19 protein-coding genes are annotated in these 16,899 nt (G+C 40.4%); 15 read left to right on the top strand and 4 right to left on the bottom strand.

Annotation, left to right across the window (positions count from 1 at the left end; genetic code table 11):
* Positions 1-86 precede the first annotated feature (86 nt).
* Positions 87-1,427 carry a sodium-dependent transporter gene (locus CYK16_RS00105; protein ID WP_101776460.1) on the bottom strand — a complete coding sequence of 447 codons (1,341 nt, stop codon included), beginning with the start codon at positions 1,425-1,427 and terminating at the stop codon, positions 87-89.
* A gap of 242 nt (positions 1,428-1,669) precedes the next feature.
* Between CYK16_RS00105 and CYK16_RS00100 the strand changes: the two genes are divergently transcribed.
* The gene (locus tag CYK16_RS00100) at positions 1,670-2,410 is read left to right on the top strand and encodes a MerR family transcriptional regulator (RefSeq protein ID WP_101776459.1); all 741 of its coding nucleotides are present in this window, start codon (positions 1,670-1,672) and stop codon (positions 2,408-2,410) included.
* A 41-nt stretch (positions 2,411-2,451) separates the two neighbouring features.
* On the opposite strand, the gene CYK16_RS00095 is transcribed toward CYK16_RS00100, so the two are convergent.
* The 3 genes from CYK16_RS00095 to CYK16_RS00085 are packed head-to-tail and all read right to left on the bottom strand — an operon-like array spanning position 2,452 to position 5,097.
* The gene (locus CYK16_RS00095) at positions 2,452-2,973 is read right to left on the bottom strand and encodes a DUF1697 domain-containing protein (RefSeq protein WP_000400050.1); all 522 of its coding nucleotides are present in this window, start codon (positions 2,971-2,973) and stop codon (positions 2,452-2,454) included.
* Positions 2,974-3,021: 48 nt separating this feature from the next.
* The gene (locus CYK16_RS00090) at positions 3,022-4,194 is read right to left on the bottom strand and encodes a BaiN/RdsA family NAD(P)/FAD-dependent oxidoreductase (protein WP_101776458.1); all 1,173 of its coding nucleotides are present in this window, start codon (positions 4,192-4,194) and stop codon (positions 3,022-3,024) included.
* A 57-nt stretch (positions 4,195-4,251) separates the two neighbouring features.
* Entirely contained in the window at positions 4,252-5,097 is an 846-nt protein-coding gene (locus CYK16_RS00085) for a DegV family protein (RefSeq protein ID WP_101776457.1), read from the bottom strand.
* Positions 5,098-5,221: 124 nt separating this feature from the next.
* Between CYK16_RS00085 and CYK16_RS00080 the strand changes: the two genes are divergently transcribed.
* From CYK16_RS00080 to ftsX, 14 genes are all read left to right on the top strand, one after another.
* The gene (locus tag CYK16_RS00080) at positions 5,222-5,779 is read left to right on the top strand and encodes a TetR/AcrR family transcriptional regulator (RefSeq protein ID WP_000004136.1); all 558 of its coding nucleotides are present in this window, start codon (positions 5,222-5,224) and stop codon (positions 5,777-5,779) included.
* 18 nt (positions 5,780-5,797) lie between these two features.
* On the top strand, positions 5,798-6,265 hold the full coding sequence (locus tag CYK16_RS00075; protein WP_000136973.1) for a deoxycytidylate deaminase: 468 nt from the start codon (positions 5,798-5,800) through the stop codon (positions 6,263-6,265).
* A gap of 88 nt (positions 6,266-6,353) precedes the next feature.
* Complete coding sequence (gene upp, locus CYK16_RS00070) at positions 6,354-6,983, top strand: uracil phosphoribosyltransferase (protein ID WP_000515974.1); 630 nt, start codon at positions 6,354-6,356, stop codon at positions 6,981-6,983.
* Between the two features lie 171 nt (positions 6,984-7,154).
* Positions 7,155-7,745 carry an ATP-dependent Clp protease proteolytic subunit ClpP gene (gene clpP, locus CYK16_RS00065; protein WP_000613475.1) on the top strand — a complete coding sequence of 197 codons (591 nt, stop codon included), beginning with the start codon at positions 7,155-7,157 and terminating at the stop codon, positions 7,743-7,745.
* Positions 7,746-7,823: 78 nt separating this feature from the next.
* Positions 7,824-8,111 carry a YlbG family protein gene (locus CYK16_RS00055; protein WP_050234905.1) on the top strand — a complete coding sequence of 96 codons (288 nt, stop codon included), beginning with the start codon at positions 7,824-7,826 and terminating at the stop codon, positions 8,109-8,111.
* A gap of 67 nt (positions 8,112-8,178) precedes the next feature.
* On the top strand, positions 8,179-9,339 hold the full coding sequence (locus tag CYK16_RS00050) for an ABC transporter substrate-binding protein (protein ID WP_000726119.1): 1,161 nt from the start codon (positions 8,179-8,181) through the stop codon (positions 9,337-9,339).
* 222 nt (positions 9,340-9,561) lie between these two features.
* Positions 9,562-10,431: a branched-chain amino acid ABC transporter permease gene (locus CYK16_RS00045; protein ID WP_000941421.1), complete on the top strand. Its 870-nt coding sequence runs from the start codon at positions 9,562-9,564 to the stop codon at positions 10,429-10,431.
* 3 nt (positions 10,432-10,434) lie between these two features.
* Positions 10,435-11,391 carry a branched-chain amino acid ABC transporter permease gene (locus tag CYK16_RS00040; protein WP_101776456.1) on the top strand — a complete coding sequence of 319 codons (957 nt, stop codon included), beginning with the start codon at positions 10,435-10,437 and terminating at the stop codon, positions 11,389-11,391.
* The gene (locus tag CYK16_RS00035; RefSeq protein WP_101776455.1) at positions 11,391-12,155 is read left to right on the top strand and encodes an ABC transporter ATP-binding protein; all 765 of its coding nucleotides are present in this window, start codon (positions 11,391-11,393) and stop codon (positions 12,153-12,155) included. Before CYK16_RS00040 ends, CYK16_RS00035 begins: the two co-directional genes overlap by 1 nt.
* On the top strand, positions 12,155-12,865 hold the full coding sequence (locus CYK16_RS00030; RefSeq protein WP_101776454.1) for an ABC transporter ATP-binding protein: 711 nt from the start codon (positions 12,155-12,157) through the stop codon (positions 12,863-12,865). Before CYK16_RS00035 ends, CYK16_RS00030 begins: the two co-directional genes overlap by 1 nt.
* Before the next feature lie 362 nt (positions 12,866-13,227).
* Positions 13,228-13,884, top strand: a complete 657-nt coding sequence (locus CYK16_RS00025; RefSeq protein ID WP_000268660.1) for a CBS domain-containing protein — start codon at positions 13,228-13,230, stop codon at positions 13,882-13,884.
* Between the two features lie 108 nt (positions 13,885-13,992).
* A protein-coding gene (gene prfB / locus CYK16_RS00020) for a peptide chain release factor 2 (protein ID WP_101776453.1) occupies positions 13,993-15,088 on the top strand; the annotation gives its coding sequence in 2 pieces (ribosomal slippage) (positions 13,993-14,064 and positions 14,066-15,088; 1,095 coding nt in all).
* A 17-nt stretch (positions 15,089-15,105) separates the two neighbouring features.
* Positions 15,106-15,798 carry a cell division ATP-binding protein FtsE gene (ftsE, locus tag CYK16_RS00015; RefSeq protein ID WP_000022265.1) on the top strand — a complete coding sequence of 231 codons (693 nt, stop codon included), beginning with the start codon at positions 15,106-15,108 and terminating at the stop codon, positions 15,796-15,798.
* Positions 15,791-16,717, top strand: coding sequence for a permease-like cell division protein FtsX (ftsX, locus tag CYK16_RS00010; RefSeq protein WP_000625550.1), 927 nt, complete (start codon positions 15,791-15,793; stop codon positions 16,715-16,717). The genes ftsE and ftsX overlap by 8 nt, the downstream gene beginning before the upstream one ends.
* The last annotated feature ends 182 nt before the right edge of the window (positions 16,718-16,899 follow it).

Raw genomic sequence — 16,899 nt, 5'->3', positions numbered from 1 at the left:
GCAGGCTGTACTTGAGTACGGCAAGGCGACGTTGACGCAGTTTGAATTTGATTTTCGAAGAGTATCACTACTCAAGTCCTTTTTGACTACATAAATTGGGCGATAAAGACCACGATGATGATGATTGGAATGATGAAACGAAGAAGGAAGAGCCAGACTTGGAACAGTCCCTGTTTCCATACTGTTTCATCAAGATGCAGTTCCTCCATAGCAAGAGCCTTTTTAAAGATATAGCCTGTAAAAAGTGAAAGGCAGAGAGCTCCAAATGGCATGAGGAGATTGGAAACCAAGAAGTCCATAGCGTCAAAGAAGGTCTTCCCGAAGATGTGAACATCCGCCATGACACCGTAAGATAGAGCTGAAGGAATTCCAAAGACAAAGGTCAAGATTCCTAAAATAGCACTCCATTTAGCACGCTTACTGTTGTCCTGATTGGTGATATTGCCCACATTGATTTCAAGCATAACAACGGAAGAAGTGACTGTCGCAAAGAGGAAGAGCAAGAGGAAGAGGATGTAGAAAATGGTTCCAAAAGGCATCTTGTCAAAGAGTTGAGGCAAGACGATAAAGAGCAGGCTCGGTCCCCCTTCAGATTGGATATTGAAGGCTGACATAGCTGGGAAAATGGCTAGACCCGCCATGATAGATACTGAAATATTCATGGCTACGATGGAAATCCCTGATTGGACCAGATTGGTTTTCTTGTCTAAGTAAGAAGCATAGGTCAACATGGCTGTAACCCCTAGTGAGAGGGCAAAGAAAGATTGTCCCAGAGCATAGAGGAGACCAGCACTGGTCAGTTTTGAAAAGTCTGGTTTGAGGAAGTAAAGAACCCCTTCCATGGCATTTGGCAAACTGAGAGAGCGCCCAATGATGACAACAAATATGATAAAGAGCAGGGGCATCATGACCTTAGAAGCTCTTTCAATCCCTTTTTGAACCCCACGTGATACAATAAAGATATTCAATAGAATAAAGGCTGCTTGAGCTCCAAGCGCAATGGCTGGATTTGAAATGATGGAAGTAAATAACTGAGCATAATCACCCGTTCCACCAAGCTGGAACAATTTTCCAAACTCAATGCCTAGATAAACCAGAATCCATCCCCCAATAACACTGTAGAAAGATAAGAGGATAAAGAGGGCAAAGGCACCAATCCAACCGATAAAGTTGTACTTACTATTCTTGCCTAGTTTTCCAAAGGTTTTGATTGCTGAGACACCAGCGCTTCGGCCGAGGGCAAATTCTGCAAGCAAAAGGGGGAAACCGATTAGAATAGTGGAAATGAGAAAGACCAGTAAAAAGCCTCCTCCACCGTTAGCAGCAGTCATGTAGGGAAATTTCCAAACGGCACCAAGTCCGATGGCTGAACCAGCAGATGCTAGAATAAAGCCCAGTTTAGAACCCCATTGAGATTTTTCAGACATAGTTAAACTCCTAAAATTAGTATTACAAAAGAAAAAGCTACTGCCCTTGGCAAATAGCCTCATAAGTACTCAAAATGAGCGTTTCTTTTGATTGATAGACTTGACTATCCTATCATGTTTTCTAAGGTCTGTCAAGAAAACCATTTTCATGTTATGATAAAGTAAAAAAGTAAAAAATTTCGCAAAATCGCTTGACTCTGACCTAAGGGGAGAGGGTATACTATCAATGTAAGGAGGAAATCATGTACCATATAAAAGAAGCTGCGCAGCTTTCAGGTGTCTCTGTCAAGACCCTGCACCACTACGATAAGATAGGACTTTTGGTTCCTTTAAAGTCGGAAAACGGCTATCGAACCTACAGTCAGGAGGATTTGGAACGCCTTCAGGTCATTCTTTATTACAAGTATCTAGGTTTTTCTTTAGAAAAGATAGCAGAGCTATTAAAGGAAGAAAGGACAGATTTATTGCCTCATTTGACTAGGCAGTTGGACTATTTGACTCGAGAAAGGGAACATCTGGATACCTTGATTTCAACTTTGCAAAAAACCATTCAAGAACAAAAAGGAGAAAGAGAAATGAGCATTCAAGAGAAATTTGCTGGATTTAACTACCAAGACCATCAAAAATACCACCAAGAGGCGGTAGAGAAATATGGACAAGAAGTCATGGACCAAGCGCTCGAGCGCCAAAAAGGTCACGAAGACGAAGCTACGGTTGCCTTCAATCAAGTCTTTCGAGCCTTGTCACAAAATCTTCAAGCTGGACTGCCTGTAACAGCAACAGAAAACCAAGAAGAAGCAGCTAAACTCTTACAAGCCATACGTACTTATGGATTTGACTGCTCTATTGAGGTATTCGGTCATATCGGTAAAGGCTACGTCTATAATCCAGAGTTTAAGGAAAATATTGATAAATTTGGACCTGGAACAGCCCAGTACACATCAGATGCCATTGCCCACTATGTCCAAACTCAGATAAAATAAAATCGGAGGAGTATTCTTCCGATTTTTACTAAATTCAAGCACTACTTGCTTAATAATTTTTCTACTACATTTAGTTTTCGCATTGTCAAATCTACATTAAAAAGCTTTTCAAGATAGTTGGTATGGAGTTTCTTTTGTTTTGCAGTTCTAGGGAGATAGAGGTAAAGACAATGGTTACCGATACAAATTTCTTCTTCACCATAATCAATTTTCAATTTTTCTAAAGGGAGACTTTTAATAGATTCTTGATAAAAAATCACGTGTATACGGTCATAAAGATAGTGTTCTCCAAACGGGTTTTCTTGGACAATTTTTTTAAAATCACTTTTGTTCTTGATTACCATTTTTAAGTCAGCACCAATATTTTCATTTATTAGAGTATGAACACGTTCTCGTATTTTTTCTAAATCTAAGTCACTTTCAAGAATGATATTCCCACTTTGAATATAGGTTCGAACTTGTTGAAAACCAGCTTCTGTCAAGATATCTACTAGATAAGACATTTTAGGGATAGCATTTTTTCCATTAGGAGTAACTCCCCTTAACAAGATAATATGTTCCAAAGTAGTTCCTTTCTTTTGGGGCTGATTTAGCCATTGAATAATTTAGATTTAGATTGGATTTGATCCCGCCACCCAGCCGGTGCAGAGGGCAGAAGTGATGTTAAAGCCACCTGTGTGGGCGTTAATATCCATGACCTCGCCAGCAAAGTGGAGCCCAGGAACCAGTTTGCTTTCCAGGGTTTTAGGATTGATTTCCTTGAGACTGACTCCACCCTTGGTAACAAAGGACTTGGCAAGGGACATTTTACCACTCACAGGGATTTTGAGGGTCTTAATAGACTGGAGAAGTTGTTCTTGTTCCTTTTCACTCAACTGTTTGACTTTGTCAGGATAGCCTTGAACAAAAAAATCTGCCAAGCGTTCTGGAAGCAAAGTTTTTAAGGCATTTTTCAAGGATTTTTCCCGATTTTCTTCTAGAAATGTAGTCAAGTCATTTTCAGAAAGATGAGGCAAGACATCCAGTGAAAGGATTTCACCACCCTTGACAAAACTAGACATACGTAGGGCAGCAGGGCCAGACAAACCAAAGTGGGTAAAGAGCAAATCGTGAGTGATGACATGCTTACCATAGCTTAGGGTCACATCGTCCAGCGAAATACCCTGCAAGACCTTGTGTGGAAAATCTGTCAACAAAGGACTCTCAGCGGCCTCAAGTTCGGTGATGGTGTGCTTAAAATGACGGGCAATCTCGTGACCAAACCCAGTTGAACCAGTCGAAGGATAGGATTTACCACCTGTTGTGACAATGAGTTTCTCACAAGTGAAGGTTTGGTCTGCGGACTTAAGGACAAACTGGTCGTCTATCTTTTTAACCGAAACAATCTCCGTTTGAGTAGCAACTCGACCACCGAGTTCAGTGATTTTCTTTTCCAAGGCCTCGATAATGGTCCGAGACTTGTCACTAGCAGGAAAGACGCGTCCGTGGTCTTCGACCTTAAGTTTAACACCATTTTCTGTAAAAAAATTAATGATATCATGGTTATCAAATTGGGAGAAGACACTGTAGAGAAAGCGCCCATTTCCAGGGATGCCAGCTAGTAGGTCATCTAGAGTTCCGTTGTTGGTTACATTGCAACGTCCCCCGCCAGTACCAGCTAATTTTTTTCCAAGTTTCCGATTTTTTTCGATGAGGAGGGTTTTCTGTCCATAAAAGCTACTGGAAATCGTAGCCATCATACCAGCAGGACCTCCACCAATGACGATAGTATCAAAATGTTTCATAGCTCTATTGTACCACAAAAAAACAAGAGATGAAGTTACCTCTTGTCAAGAATGCAATTAATCAATTTCATATCCCATCAGCAAACCACCATCTTCTGCATAAAAACTGCAGAGACCAGATGTTGGGAGAATTTTGATGTTGGCTTGTGGGAAATTTTCACGGATTCGGTCTGAAAGCTGTTGGCAACATTTCTCGTTATTGCGTTGGGCCATGACAATACGGCCACCAGCATATCCTGCTTTCACTAACTCTTCATAGGCTGCCTGAATCGATTTCTTTGGTCCTCGTGCTTTTTGTAGCAATTCGAGGGTTCCAGTTTCACTAGCTTCTCCAACCATACGGATATTGAGAAGGCCAACGACTGTACCGATAAGCTTGCTCAAACGACCGTTCTTCACCAAGTTATCGACTTTGGCTAGGACAAAGAGCAACTTGGTTTTTTCTTGATAGGCGGTGATAGCTTCAACTACTTCTTCAAATGATAAGCCTTGGTCAATCAAATCATTCAATTTTTCTACGAGCAAGTCAACCTCCCCGCCAGCAGACAAACTATCAATCACATGAATCTTAGTGTCAGGATGTTCTTCCAGATAAATATTCTTAGCTAGTTGAGCACTATTGTGACTGCCAGAAAGAGTACCTGTGATAGTTACTAGGAAAATGTTTTTGGCACCTTCAAATGCTTGCAAATAATCATCTGGGCTTGGACAAGCTGATTTTGAAGCTTCTGCAGTTGCATACATGGTTTCCATCATTTGGTCAATGTCAAGACTGGCATCATCAACAAAGACCTGATCAGCTACTTGAATGGTTAAGGGGACACTTACAAAGGTCGTGTCAATAGCTGGTGTTGCCAGCTGACGATAATCACAACCAGAGTCAGCAATAATCTTCCAAGTCATAGAAATTCTCCATCTTTGTCAGTTATACATTGACAAAGGTTCTGTCTTTTTTTACAATTATATCATGAAAGCCCTTGAAACAAAAGCCTCATCCGTCTGTTGTGACAAGTAGAAAGAAAATGTTATGTCTGAACGTAGAATCTCTGAAAAGTCTCTTGAAAATCTCAGAAAATCAAACCAAGAATCCAATTTATTAACTAGAGAAGCCATAGAAACAGCCCTCTTGCAGCTCTTGGAAAAAAAGGACTTGACCAAGATTAGTATTTCTGAATTGGTCAAACGTGCAGGCGTTTCACGTGCGGCCTTTTATCGCAATTATGATTCCAAAGAGGAGATTTTAGAAAGCGTCTTTAAACGAACTGTCCACAATATTATGGAACAGTTGCATCATTATGATTTAAAGACAGACCTTTATCTGGTATGGGTTCATCTTTTCCGAGAAGCAAGAAAGGAAGCCAGAGTGATTCAACTTGCCTTAGATTACCATCTGGAAAAAATCTTTGTCCAAGCCATGCAGGAATTTCTAGAAAAATACCATGGAAAATCAAAAGGTGTCAGCTCTTATCTTCATTCTTTTTGGAGCTCGGCTATCGTCTCTGTCCTTCTAAAATGGATCAAGGATGGCATGAAGGTACCTGCTGAAAAGATAGCAGATTTACGGTTACCATTTTTTAAAAAATAGAGAAAAAGGAGAAGAGATATGACTGAAAAAAGACTGGCCTGGGATGAGTATTTTGCAGCCCAAGCCCTACTAATTGCCAATCGTTCCACTTGTAAACGTGCCAAAGTGGGCGCGATTCTGGTAAAGGATAATAAGGTTATTTCCACTGGTTACAATGGTTCGGTGTCAGGAACCGAGCATTGTATTGATCACGAATGTCTGGTCATTGAAGGCCACTGTGTTCGTACCCTTCACGCTGAGGTCAATGCTATCCTTCAAGGTGCAGAACGTGGTGTTCCTAAAGGTTTTACGGCCTATGTGACGCATTTCCCTTGTCTGAATTGTACCAAACAATTGCTCCAGGTCGGCTGTAAGCGCGTGGTTTATATCAACCAGTACCGAATGGACGATTATGCCCAATACCTTTATCAAGAAAAAGGGACAGAATTGACCCATTTACCACTTGAGACAGTACAGGCCGCTCTTAAAGAGGCAGATCTAATGTAAAAATTATCAAAAATAAATGGTTTAGAAAGATTTTTAAACCGTTTTTTGGTATAATAAGAAGAATAAAGTGAAAGAAGGAATTCCAAAAATGGGAAAAATTGAAGTTATTAATCATCCACTGATTCAACACAAATTGTCAATCTTGCGTCGTACAGATACTTCTACAAAAGCTTTTCGTGAGCTAGTAGATGAGATTGCAATGTTGATGGGGTATGAAGTACTTCGTGATCTTCCACTAGAAGATGTGGAAATCGAAACACCAATCACAAAAACAGTTCAAAAACAATTGGCAGGTAAGAAATTGGCCATCGTTCCAATCTTGCGTGCAGGTATCGGGATGGTTGATGGGCTCTTGAGCTTGGTTCCAGCTGCTAAAGTTGGTCATATCGGTATGTACCGTGATGAAGAAACACTTCAACCAGTTGAGTACTTGGTGAAATTGCCTGAAGATATTGACCAACGTCAAATTTTTGTGGTAGACCCAATGTTGGCAACAGGTGGTTCAGCAATCTTGGCTGTTGATTCTCTTAAAAAACGTGGCGCATCAAATATCAAATTTGTCTGCCTTGTATCTGCTCCAGAAGGTGTTAAAGCCCTTCAAGAAGCTCATCCAGATGTAGAAATCTTTACAGCAGCCTTGGATGAACGCTTGAACGAACACGGTTATATCGTTCCAGGTCTTGGAGATGCTGGGGACCGCTTGTTCGGTACAAAATAAAATTAAAAAGAGATTGACTTGGAAAAGGATTTCCAGTCGTGAAAGGAGGTTGAATTTTTGTTTCTGTCTAATGAAAACAGAGCAAAAATTTGACCTTTTTTGACCAAGATATTATAATAGTCTTATCTTCAGTCATTTGACCAACAAAATAAAACTCAAAAGGAGAAATAAATGATTCCTGTAGTTATTGAACAAACAAGCCGTGGAGAACGTTCTTACGATATTTATTCACGTCTTCTCAAAGACCGCATCATTATGCTGACAGGTCCAGTTGAAGACAATATGGCTAACTCTGTTATTGCCCAATTGCTTTTCTTGGATGCCCAAGACAGCACAAAAGATATTTACCTTTATGTAAACACACCTGGGGGTTCCGTTTCAGCTGGTTTGGCAATCGTTGATACCATGAACTTTATCAAGGCAGATGTCCAAACCATTGTTATGGGAATGGCCGCATCTATGGGGACGGTCATTGCATCAAGTGGAGCAAAAGGAAAACGTTTCATGCTTCCAAATGCTGAATACATGATCCACCAACCAATGGGTGGTACAGGTGGTGGTACTCAACAAACCGATATGGCGATTGCTGCAGAACACTTGCTTAAAACTCGTAACACTTTGGAAAAAATCTTGGCTGAAAATTCAGGTCAGTCAATCGAAAAAGTTCACGCAGATGCAGAGAGAGATAACTGGATGAGTGCCCAAGAAACACTTGAATATGGCTTTATTGATGAAATCATGGCTAACAATTCATTGAACTAATGATGAAAGAAGGCAAACTCGACTGAGTTTGCTTTTTTTGGTATAATAGAGGGAGATTTCTTAGAAAGAGGATTTATCATGTTTGAAAAAGTCAATCGATCTGGATTGATTATCTATCTTTACTATAATCGTGATGCCAAAAAACTGCAGGATTATGGAGATATTACCTATCATTCCAAGAAACATCGTTACTTACAACTCTATGTTCCAACTCAAGAAGTGGAGCAATTGGTCGGGCGCTTGGGCAAGGAAAAGTTTATAAAAAAAGTCAGAGTTTGTCATATCCAAGAGCTGGAAACACCCTTTGTTGGCAATCTTTATCGAGAGGAAAACGTTATCATCGAAAAAGTTCAAGAAAAGTGTTGACAATTTTCTGATAATTCGGTATATTCTTAACATGCTATTTATTTAAGAAATAAGGAGACAAAAAAAGATGAAGAAAAAATTTGCCCTATCGTTTGTGGCGCTTGCAAGTGTAGCACTTCTTGCAGCCTGTGGAGAAGTGAAGTCTGGAGCGTCAAACGCTGCTGGTAACTCAGTAGAGGAAAAGACAATCAAAATCGGATTTAACTTCGAGGAAACTGGTGCTGTAGCAGCCTACGGTACATCTGAACAAAAAGGTGCCCAACTTGCCGTTGATGAAATCAATGCAGCAGGTGGTATCGATGGAAAACAAATCGAAGTAGTTGATAAAGATAACAAGTCTGAAACAGCAGAGGCTGCTTCAGTAACAACTAACCTTGTAACCCAATCTAAAGTATCAGCAATCGTAGGACCTGCGACATCTGGTGCAACTGCAGCTGCGGTAGCGAACGCTACAAAAGCAGGTGTTCCATTGATTTCACCAAGTGCGACTCAAGATGGATTGACTAAAGGTCAAGATTACCTCTTTATCGGAACTTTCCAAGATAGCTTCCAAGGAAAAATTATCTCAAACTATGTTTCTGAAAAATTGCAAGCTAAGAAAGTTGTTCTTTACACTGACAATGCCAGCGACTATGCTAAAGGTATTGCCAAAGCCTTCCGTGAAGCTTACAAAGGTGAAATCGTTGCAGATGAAACTTTCGTAGCAGGTGACACAGACTTCCAAGCAGCCCTTACAAAAATGAAAGGGAAAGACTTTGATGCTATCATCGTCCCAGGTTACTACACTGAAGCTGGTAAAATTGTAAACCAAGCGCGTGGTATGGGAATTGACAAACCAATCGTTGGTGGTGATGGATTTAACGGTGAAGAGTTTGTACAACAAGCAACTGCTGAAAAAGCATCAAACATCTACTTTATCTCAGGCTTCTCAACTACTGTAGAAGTTTCAGCTAAAGCTAAAGCCTTCCTTGACGCATACCGTGCTAAGTACAATGAAGAGCCTTCAACATTTGCAGCCTTGGCTTATGACTCAGTTCACCTTGTAGCAAACGCAGCAAAAGGTGCTAAGAACTCTGGTGAAATCAAGGATAACCTTGCTAAAACAAAAGATTTTGAAGGTGTAACTGGTCAAACAAGCTTCGATGCAGACCACAACACAGTCAAAACTGCTTACATGATGACCATGAACAATGGTAAGGTTGAGGCAGCAGAAGTTGTAAAACCATAATAGAAAAATGTTGAAATAGGGAATGAGCCTCGGACTCACTCCCTGTTTCGATGTTTAATACTCTTTGAAAATCAAATTCAAACTGCGTCAACGTCGCCTTGTCGTACTCAAGTACAGCCTGCAGCTAGTTTCCTAGTTTGCTCTTTGATTTTCATTGAGTAAAAGAACTTATCAAAAAGTGAGGGGAAAGCCTCAAAATTATAAATAGAAAGAGTGAATCTTATGCTCCAACAACTAGTAAATGGTTTGATTCTAGGTAGTGTTTATGCGCTGTTAGCCCTAGGATATACCATGGTTTACGGAATTATCAAGCTCATCAACTTCGCCCACGGTGATATTTATATGATGGGAGCCTTTATCGGTTATTTCTTGATTAATTCTTTCCAAATGAATTTCTTTGTAGCTCTTATTGTAGCTATGCTAGCGACAGCTATTCTAGGTGTCGTAATTGAGTTCCTTGCTTACCGACCTTTGCGTCACTCTACTCGTATTGCTGTTTTGATTACAGCTATTGGGGTTTCTTTCCTATTGGAGTATGGGATGGTTTATCTGGTTGGTGCCAATACTCGTGCCTTCCCTCAAGCGATTCAAACAGTTCGCTATGATTTGGGGCCAATTAGCTTAACGAATGTACAGTTAATGATTTTGGCGATTTCCTTGATCTTGATGATTTTGTTACAAGTTATTGTTCAAAAGACTAAGATGGGGAAAGCCATGCGTGCAGTATCCGTAGATAGCGATGCAGCGCAATTGATGGGGATTAATGTGAACCGTACTATCAGCTTTACCTTCGCTTTGGGTTCAGCTCTTGCGGGTGCGGCTGGTGTTCTGATTGCCCTCTATTATAACTCTCTTGAGCCTTTGATGGGTGTTACTCCAGGTCTTAAGTCTTTCGTTGCCGCAGTACTTGGTGGAATCGGAATCATTCCTGGAGCGGCGCTTGGTGGATTTGTAATTGGTCTATTAGAAACCTTTGCGACAGCCTTTGGGATGTCAGACTTCCGTGATGCCATTGTTTATGGAATTTTGTTGTTGATCTTGATTGTCCGCCCAGCTGGTATCCTTGGTAAAAATGTGAAAGAGAAGGTGTAAACGATGAAGGAAAATTTAAAAGTTAATATTCTATGGTTACTCCTTTTGTTAGCTGGCTATGGCTTGATTAGTGTACTGGTTTCAGTCGGAGTACTCAACCTATTCTATGTACAGATTTTACAACAAATTGGAATTAATATTATTTTGGCTGTTGGTCTCAACTTAATCGTTGGTTTTTCAGGACAATTTTCACTTGGGCATGCTGGTTTCATGGCGATTGGTGCCTACGCAGCAGCTATTATTGGTTCTAAATCACCAACCTACGGTGCCTTCTTTGGAGCCATGCTGGTAGGGGCTTTGCTTTCAGGAGCCGTTGCCTTGCTTGTCGGAATTCCAACCTTGCGCTTGAAGGGGGACTATCTTGCGGTAGCGACTCTAGGTGTTTCTGAAATTATCCGTATCTTTATCATCAATGGCGGAAGCCTTACAAATGGAGCGGCAGGTATCTTGGGAATTCCAAACTTTACAACTTGGCCAATGGTTTACTTCTTTGTCGTAATTACAACCATTGCAACCTTGAACTTCTTACGAAGCCCAATTGGACGTTCAACCCTATCCGTTCGTGAAGATGAAATCGCTGCAGAGTCAGTCGGTGTTAATACGACTAAAATTAAAATTATCGCCTTTGTCTTTGGTGCCATTACTGCAAGTATTGCAGGGTCGCTTCAAGCAGGATTTATCGGTTCAGTTGTACCGAAAGATTACACTTTCATCAACTCAATCAACGTTTTGATTATTGTTGTCTTTGGTGGACTTGGTTCCATTACAGGTGCCATTGTTTCAGCTATTGTTTTGGGAATTTTGAATATGCTTCTCCAAGATGTTGCTAGTGTGCGTATGATTATTTACGCTTTGGCTTTGGTATTGGTAATGATTTTCAGACCAGGTGGACTCCTTGGAACATGGGAATTGAGCCTATCACGTTTCTTTAAAAAATCTAAGAAGGAGGAACAAAACTAATGGCATTACTTGAAGTAAAACAGTTAACCAAACATTTTGGCGGTCTAACAGCTGTTGGAGATGTGACTCTTGAATTGAACGAAGGGGAATTAGTTGGACTAATCGGTCCAAATGGAGCTGGTAAAACTACTCTTTTCAACCTCTTGACGGGTGTTTATGAACCGAGTGAGGGAACAGTAACCCTTGATGGTCATCTTTTGAATGGAAAGGCACCTTATAAGATTGCCTCTTTGGGCCTTGGACGTACTTTCCAAAATATCCGTCTCTTTAAAGATTTAACCGTTTTGGACAATGTTTTGATTGCCTTTGGCAACCATCACAAGCAACATGTTTTTGCTAGTTTCTTACGCTTGCCAGCTTTTTACAAGAGTGAAAATGAATTAAAGGATAAGGCTTTGGAATTGTTGAAAATCTTTGATTTAGATGGTGATGCAGAGACTCTTGCTAAAAACCTTGCCTACGGACAACAACGTCGTTTGGAAATTGTTCGTGCCCTCGCTACGGAACCTAAAATTCTCTTTTTGGATGAACCAGCCGCAGGTATGAACCCACAGGAAACAGCCGAATTGACTGAGTTAATTCGGCGTATCAAAGATGAATTTAAGATTACGATCATGCTGATTGAACACGATATGAATCTGGTTATGGAAGTAACAGAACGTATCTACGTACTTGAATATGGTCGTTTGATTGCTCAGGGAACTCCAGACGAAATTAAGACCAATAAACGCGTTATCGAAGCTTATCTAGGAGGTGAAGCCTAATGTCTATGTTAAAAGTTGATAATCTTTCTGTGCATTACGGTATGATCCAAGCAGTCCGTGATGTAAGCTTTGAAGTGAATGAAGGAGAAGTTGTTTCCCTTATCGGTGCCAATGGTGCTGGTAAAACAACCATTCTCCGTACCTTGTCTGGTTTGGTTCGACCAAGCTCAGGAAAGATTGAATTTTTTGGTCAAGAAATCCAAAAAATGCCAGCTCAGAAAATCGTGGCAGGTGGTCTTTCGCAAGTTCCAGAAGGACGCCACGTCTTTCCTGGCTTGACTGTTATGGAAAATCTTGAAATGGGAGCTTTCTTAAAGAAAAATCGTGAAGAAAATCAAGCTAACTTGAAGAAGGTCTTTTCTCGCTTCCCACGTCTTGAAGAACGCAAGAACCAGGACGCAGCCACTCTTTCAGGAGGAGAACAACAAATGCTTGCCATGGGACGCGCTCTTATGTCAACACCAAAACTTCTTCTCTTAGATGAACCATCAATGGGACTTGCCCCAATCTTTATTCAAGAGATTTTTGATATCATTCAAGATATTCAGAAGCAAGGAACAACCGTCCTCTTGATTGAACAAAATGCCAATAAGGCACTCGCAATCTCTGACCGAGGCTATGTACTGGAAACAGGGAAAATCGTTCTATCAGGAACAGGAAAAGAACTCGCCTCATCAGAAGAAGTCAGAAAAGCATATCTAGGTGGCTAAAACAATCCAGTGGATTGTTTTAGTCGGTGGATGAGGATTACGAAGTAATCATCATTATAGTCCGGGGGACCTTTTTAGTTGGCAGATGAAGATTGCGTAAGCAATCTTCGCATAGTCTGGGAGACTAGTTTAGGTTGCGGATAGAGATTGCAAAGCAATCTTTATCTACATTAAAAGATGAATTTCTAATAATTGAAAAAATCGAATGAAACGTATCTTACCTTCATTCACAGAGCTCGATTTCAGAGCTCTTTTTGCTAGCTTATTCATACTTTTCTGAATTTTGAAAAAGAAATGTAAGCGTTTGATAGATTTGCAAAAAGATTGTATAATAGGGATAAGAATAGAAAAGGAGAAGTCTCATGGCAGTTAAAGATTTTATGACCCGCAAGGTAGTTTATATTAGTCCAGATACAACAGTATCTCATGCAGCAGATTTGATGAGAGAGCAAGGATTGCACCGCTTGCCTGTTATCGAAAATGATCAATTGGTTGGTTTGGTGACTGAGGGGACCATTGCTCAAGCTAGTCCATCAAAAGCAACAAGCCTTTCTATCTATGAGATGAACTATCTTCTAAATAAGACAAAAGTAAAAGATGTCATGATTCGCGATGTTGTCACTGTTTCAGGCTATGCGAGTCTAGAGGATGCAACTTATCTGATGTTGAAAAACAAGATTGGTATTCTTCCTGTCGTAGATAATCATCAAGTATACGGAGTTATTACGGACCGTGATGTTTTCCAAGCCTTTCTTGAAATTGCTGGTTATGGTGAAGAAGGAATTCGTGTGCGCTTTGTTACAGAAGATGAAGTTGGTGTCCTCGGAAAGATTGTTTCTTTGATTGCAGAAGAAAATTTGAATATCTCTCATACAGTCAATATTCCGCGTAAAGATGGTAAGGTGATTATCGAAGTTCAAATCGATGGCTCAATTGATTTACCAGCCTTGAAAGAAAAATTTGAATCAGAGAATATTCAAGTAGAAGAAATTACTCGTACTTCAGCAAAAGTCTTGTAAGAAGGGAAGCCGAAAGGCTTCTTTTTACGTGTAATAAGAGATTAGAGCAAAAGATGGAAAGAAATGATAAAATATGCTATAATGAAATGATGTAAAAAAGGAGTATTTATGGACATTTCAGTAATTCGTCAGAAAATTGACGCAAATCGTGAAAAATTAGCTTCTTTCAGGGGGTCTCTTTGACCTAGAAGGTCTAGAGGAAGAGATTGCCATCTTGGAAAATAAGATGACAGAACCTGATTTTTGGAACGATAATATCGCGGCCCAAAAAACGTCGCAAGAATTAAATGAATTAAAAAACACCTACAACACCTTCCACAAAATGGAAGAGTTGCAGGATGAAGTTGAAATTTTATTGGACTTTGTAGCAGAAGACGAGTCAGTGCATGAGGAACTGGTTGAGCAGTTATCAGAACTTGATAAGATGATGACCAGTTACGAGATGACCTTGCTCTTGTCAGAACCTTATGACCATAATAATGCGATTTTGGAAATCCATCCAGGATCCGGTGGTACTGAGGCTCAGGACTGGGGTGATATGTTGCTTCGTATGTACACTCGCTATGGAAATGCTAAAGGCTTTAAAGTAGAAGTCTTGGATTATCAAGCAGGTGATGAGGCTGGTATCAAGTCAGTAACCTTATCATTTGAAGGTCCTAATGCCTATGGTCTTCTCAAGTCGGAAATGGGAGTTCACCGTTTGGTGCGAATTTCGCCGTTCGACTCTGCCAAACGTCGCCATACCTCTTTCACATCTGTAGAAGTGATGCCTGAGTTGGATGATACCATTGAAGTGGAAATCAGGGAAGATGACATCAAGATGGATACCTTCCGTTCAGGTGGTGCCGGTGGACAAAACGTCAACAAGGTTTCAACAGGTGTGCGTCTGACCCACATTCCAACTGGAATTGTTGTCCAATCAACGGTCGATCGTACCCAGTATGGAAATAGAGATCGAGCTATGAAGATGTTGCAGGCTAAGCTCTATCAAATGGAGCAAGAAAAGAAAGCTGCGGAGGTAGATTCCCTCAAGGGTGAGAAAAAAGAAATCACATGGGGAAGCCAAATCCGTTCTTATGTCTTCACGCCTTATACTATGGTAAAAGATCATCGAACTAGCTTTGAAGTTGCTCAGGTAGATAAGGTTATGGATGGAGACCTAGATGGTTTTATCGATGCTTATCTCAAGTGGCGAATCAGCTAAGATAGAAAGGAACTCACATGTCAATCATTGAAATGAGAGATGTCGTCAAAAAATACGACAACGGAACGACTGCCCTACGCGGTGTTTCGGTTAGCGTTCAACCGGGAGAATTTGCTTACATTGTAGGACCTTCAGGAGCAGGGAAGTCAACCTTCATTCGTTCTCTATATCGTGAAGTAAAAATCGATAAAGGAAGCCTATCAGTTGCTGGTTTTAATCTGGTTAAGATCAAAAAGAAAGACGTCCCGCTTCTACGTCGTAGTGTTGGGGTTGTCTTTCAGGATTATAAACTCTTGCCAAAGAAAACGGTCTATGAAAATATTGCTTACGCTATGGAAGTAATCGGGGAAAATCGCCGTAATATCAAAAAACGTGTGATGGAAGTTTTAGACTTGGTTGGGTTGAAGCACAAGGTTCGTTCTTTCCCAAATGAGCTCTCAGGTGGAGAGCAACAGCGGATTGCGATTGCACGTGCCATTGTAAATAATCCCAAAGTATTGATAGCCGATGAACCAACAGGAAACCTGGACCCGGATAATTCATGGGAAATTATGAATCTCTTGGAACGGATTAACCTACAAGGGACAACTATTTTGATGGCGACTCATAATAGCCAGATTGTAAATACCTTGCGCCACCGTGTCATTGCCATTGAAAATGGCCGTGTCGTTCGTGACGAATCAAAAGGAGAGTATGGATACGATGATTAGTAGATTTTTTCGCCATTTATTTGAATCACTAAAAAGTTTGAAACGAAATGGTTGGATGACAGTGGCTGCTGTCAGCTCAGTCATGATTACTTTGACCTTGGTTGCCATATTTGCTTCTGTTATTTTCAATACAGCGAAACTAGCTACAGATATTGAAAATAATGTTCGAGTGATGGTTTATATTCGTAAGGATGTAGCTGATAATAGCGAGACTATTGAAAAAGAAGGTCAAACTGTTACAAATAATGACTACCACAAGGTATACAATGCTTTGAAGGGGATGTCTACTGTTAAGAGTGTTACTTTTTCAAGTAAAGAAGAACAATATGAAAAATTAACCGAGACAATGGGTGATAACTGGAAAATTTTTGAAGGAGATGCCAATCCCCTCTATGATGCCTATATCGTTGATACAAATACGCCAAGTGATGTAAAAACTGTGGCTGAAGATGCTAAAAAAATTGAAGGTGTGTCTGAGGTTCAGGATGGTGGTGCCAATACAGAACGCCTATTCCAACTAGCATCATTTATCCGTGTTTGGGGATTAGTTATTGCAGGACTTTTGATTTTCATTGCAGTTTTCTTGATTTCAAATACTATTCGTATCACCATTATTTCCCGCAGTCGTGAAATTCAAATCATGCGCTTGGTTGGTGCTAAGAACAGTTATATCCGTGGACCGTTCTTACTTGAAGGTGCCTTCATTGGTTTGCTTGGAGCAACTGCGCCATCAGTGTTGGTCTTTATTGTTTATCGAATGGTTTACCAATCTGTCAATAAGTCATTGGTCGGACAAAATCTTTCTATGATCGCGCCAGAGGTATTTACTCCTCTGATGATTGCCCTATTATTTGTGATTGGAATTTTCATTGGTTCACTGGGATCAGGAATTTCCATGCGCCGATTCTTGAAGATTTAGGTAAACTAGTTACTTTTATGAGGAGATTAAGGCTCTTTGTCAACTGTAGTGGGTTGAAGAAAAGCTAAGATCTAGAAAGGACGAAATTTGTCCTTTCTTTTTTGATATTGAGAGCGATAAAAATTCGTTTTTTGAAGTTTTCAAAGTTCCGAAATCCAAAGGCATTTCGTTTGATAAGTTTA

The organism is Streptococcus oralis subsp. dentisani (assembly GCF_002860905.1).
Classification (GTDB): Bacteria; Bacillota; Bacilli; order Lactobacillales; family Streptococcaceae; genus Streptococcus; species Streptococcus oralis_BA.
Note: the sequence above shows the minus strand (reverse complement) of the source record. Positions and strands in the feature narration are given on the sequence as shown.